We start from the raw sequence: 2,523 nt of genomic DNA on the forward strand, positions 1-2,523 counted from the left end.
CGGGGGCGGGCGCGGAGGCGGAGGCGGGGGTGGAGGCGGCAGGGCGCGCGGTGCGGCCGGGGCCGGCGGCGGGGCGGCTCGGCACGGAGGCACCGTTGGCGAAATCCTTCACGTCCTTGGTCACGAATGAAATTTACTTTCAGCGCGGGGTGGGGGTCAAGGACGGGGGGCCTTCGTGGGCCGGTGCGTTGAGGCGCGGGGCCGCCGCCCCGTGCGCGCTCCCGGCCCGCGTGGCGCCTGTGCGGCGACGACTGGCCCGGGGGCCGGGCCGCTCCGGTCCCTCCGGCAGGCCAGGCGCTCGCCGCCGTTTTGTCCCACCCGTCGTTCCGCCCCTCCCCGCCGATCCGCTCCCCCGCCCGTGGTCCCGGCGCTCCGCGCCTGAGGGCGTCTGAGGGTTCTGTTCGAGGGTGTCTACGGGGTGTCTCAGGGTTCGTCTACGGGGCGCCTACGGGACATTTCCCGTCCCGGGGCGGCTGCCGCACAATGGCCACATGACCACTCCCGACTCCTCCGGCACGTCCGGGGCGGCCCCAGAGCCCGGCCCCCTGGAGCAGACCCTGCACGCCGCGCGCGCCCGGGTGCTCGCGGACCTCGCCGCGAGCGGGGTGGACGACGCGCGGGTGGTCTCGCTCGTCGAGGAGGCGGTGACGCAGCGCCGCTGGTGGGTGGAGCAGTGGCCGGAGGGTGCCGAGTTCGTCGCGGGACTCGTCGCGCAGGACGTCCAGGACGGCCTCCTGGAGCAGCACGGGCGCTGGCCGCTGTGCCCCGTGTGCACGGAGGGCGCGCCGCACGCCCTCGACGTCGAACCGGAACTCGGCCCCGATCCGCACTGGGCCTGTACGGAGGCGGGCGTCCTCGTCGCGCCCGTCGGGGCGCTCGACTCCGTCCCGGGCATCCGGTGACCGTCTACATCGACCCGCCGAACTGGCCGGGGCACGGCCGCATGTGGTCGCACCTCGTCAGCGACGACTCGTACGAGGAACTGCACCGCTTCGCGCGGGCGCTCGGCGTGCCGCGCCGCGCCTTCGACCGCGACCACTACGACCTCCCGGCGCAGCGGTACGCGGACGCCCTGGCCGCCGGGGCGACCGGGGTCGGCAGCAAGGAACTCGTGGCCCGCCTCACGGCGGCGGGGCTGCGCCGCCGCAAGACGCGCGGCGAACGGGGGGAGGCGGAGCGGAATCCGTAGCGTACGCCGTGCGGTCCGCAGGGGCGGAGGACACGGAGCCGGCGCAGGGAACAACGGTGCCGGTGCAGGGCGACGGGGCCGTGGAGGAGGCGGGGCCGGGCGCCGCTCAGCCGCCGAGGAGCCGTAGCTCCGTGGCCAGGTTCTCGCGTGCCCGCTGCTCCCAGTGGCGGCTGCCGTAGGGGGTGCGGAAGAGGCGGGGCAGGGCGAGGAGGTGGCGCAGGACCTCGGCGCGGCCGTGCCGGAAGCGTTCCTCGGGCAGGAAGCCGTACTCCTCGGCGACGGCGGCGGCGTAGGCCGCGTACTCCTGCGGCGAGCCCGCGAGCACCGCGAGGTCGGCGTCGCACAGCAGCTCGCCGTCGCCGTCGCCCTCCGCCGTCTCGTGGTCGGCGGTGAGCCGCACGAGGCGGGCCACCTCGGCGACGGCCGCCGCAGCGAGCCCCGCCTCGCCCAGGGCGCGTTCGGCGAGCGTCGCGCTGCGCTCCTCGTTCTCGGAGCGGTCCGGCCGGTAGACCGCGTCGTGGAACCAGGCCGCGAGCCGCACGAGGCCCGGATCGCGCACCGTCGAGGCCCAGGCGCGTTCCGCCGCCGTGCCGTGCGCGGCGGCGCGGGCGGTCTCGGCGATGAGCGTGTCGAGGTGCCGCAGCACGGCGCGCAGGTGGTCGCGGGTGTGGTACGCGCGCTGCGGCTCCGCCCAGCGGGCGAGAAGTTCATCGGCGTACGGCTCGGGGGCGGGCCCGGGCGCCTCCCCCCGGACGCGCAGCAGCGTCGTGGCGAAGCCGGCGCGCAGTTCCTCGTACGCCGCCCCTGATTCCGCGAAGTCCCGCTGGCCACCCATACGCCCATTCTCACCCCCACACCCCGCCCGCTCCGCGCGGCACGGTGACGCGCCCTGCCCGGGCCCGCGAGGCGCCACGGGGACGGGGGCGGTCCGCGTATACGGCTGCGAGGCGCCACGGGGTACGGGAGGCCATGCCTCCGTGCCGCGAGGCCCCGCGCGGCACGGAAGTGGTGCGCGCCTAAGCCCGCGAGGCCCCGCGCGGTACGGGGACGGTTTGCGTCCACGGCCACGAAGCGTGGAACGGGGGGCGGGGCACGGAGCGCACCGTCCGCGCGCTGGGCGAGCGCCGGTCGGGCACGAGCGGTGGCCCACCGCTGTGCGGCATGGGCACGGGTGGCGGCCCCCTCTGCCGCTCCGGGGCTCCGCGCCGCAGGTGGCGACGGTGCGCGCTGGTGGCCCTCGGCTCCGTGCCGCAGAGGTGCGGCGCTTCCATGCCGCAGGGGTGCGGCCGCGCTCACGGCCGCAGCGTGCGAAGCGGCGGCGGCGCGCTGAGCGC

3 protein-coding genes are annotated in these 2,523 nt (G+C 77.2%); 2 read left to right on the forward strand and 1 reads right to left on the reverse strand.

Annotated features, from left to right (window positions below; translation table 11 throughout):
* Positions 1-491 precede the first annotated feature (491 nt).
* Positions 492-902, forward strand: coding sequence for a hypothetical protein (locus SSBG_RS16390; RefSeq protein ID WP_008747212.1), 411 nt, complete (start codon positions 492-494; stop codon positions 900-902).
* Positions 899-1,189 (forward strand): DUF4031 domain-containing protein, encoded by a 291-nt coding sequence (locus SSBG_RS16395; protein WP_008747213.1) that lies wholly within the window; start codon positions 899-901, stop codon positions 1,187-1,189. The genes SSBG_RS16390 and SSBG_RS16395 overlap by 4 nt, the downstream gene beginning before the upstream one ends.
* A gap of 106 nt (positions 1,190-1,295) precedes the next feature.
* Here SSBG_RS16395 and SSBG_RS16400 read toward each other — a convergent pair whose 3' ends face one another.
* Positions 1,296-2,024 (reverse strand): hypothetical protein, encoded by a 729-nt coding sequence (locus tag SSBG_RS16400; RefSeq protein ID WP_037869933.1) that lies wholly within the window; start codon positions 2,022-2,024, stop codon positions 1,296-1,298.
* Between the last annotated feature and the right edge of the window lie 499 nt (positions 2,025-2,523).

This window comes from Streptomyces sp. SPB074, assembly GCF_000154905.1.
Classification (GTDB): domain Bacteria; phylum Actinomycetota; class Actinomycetes; order Streptomycetales; family Streptomycetaceae; genus Streptomyces.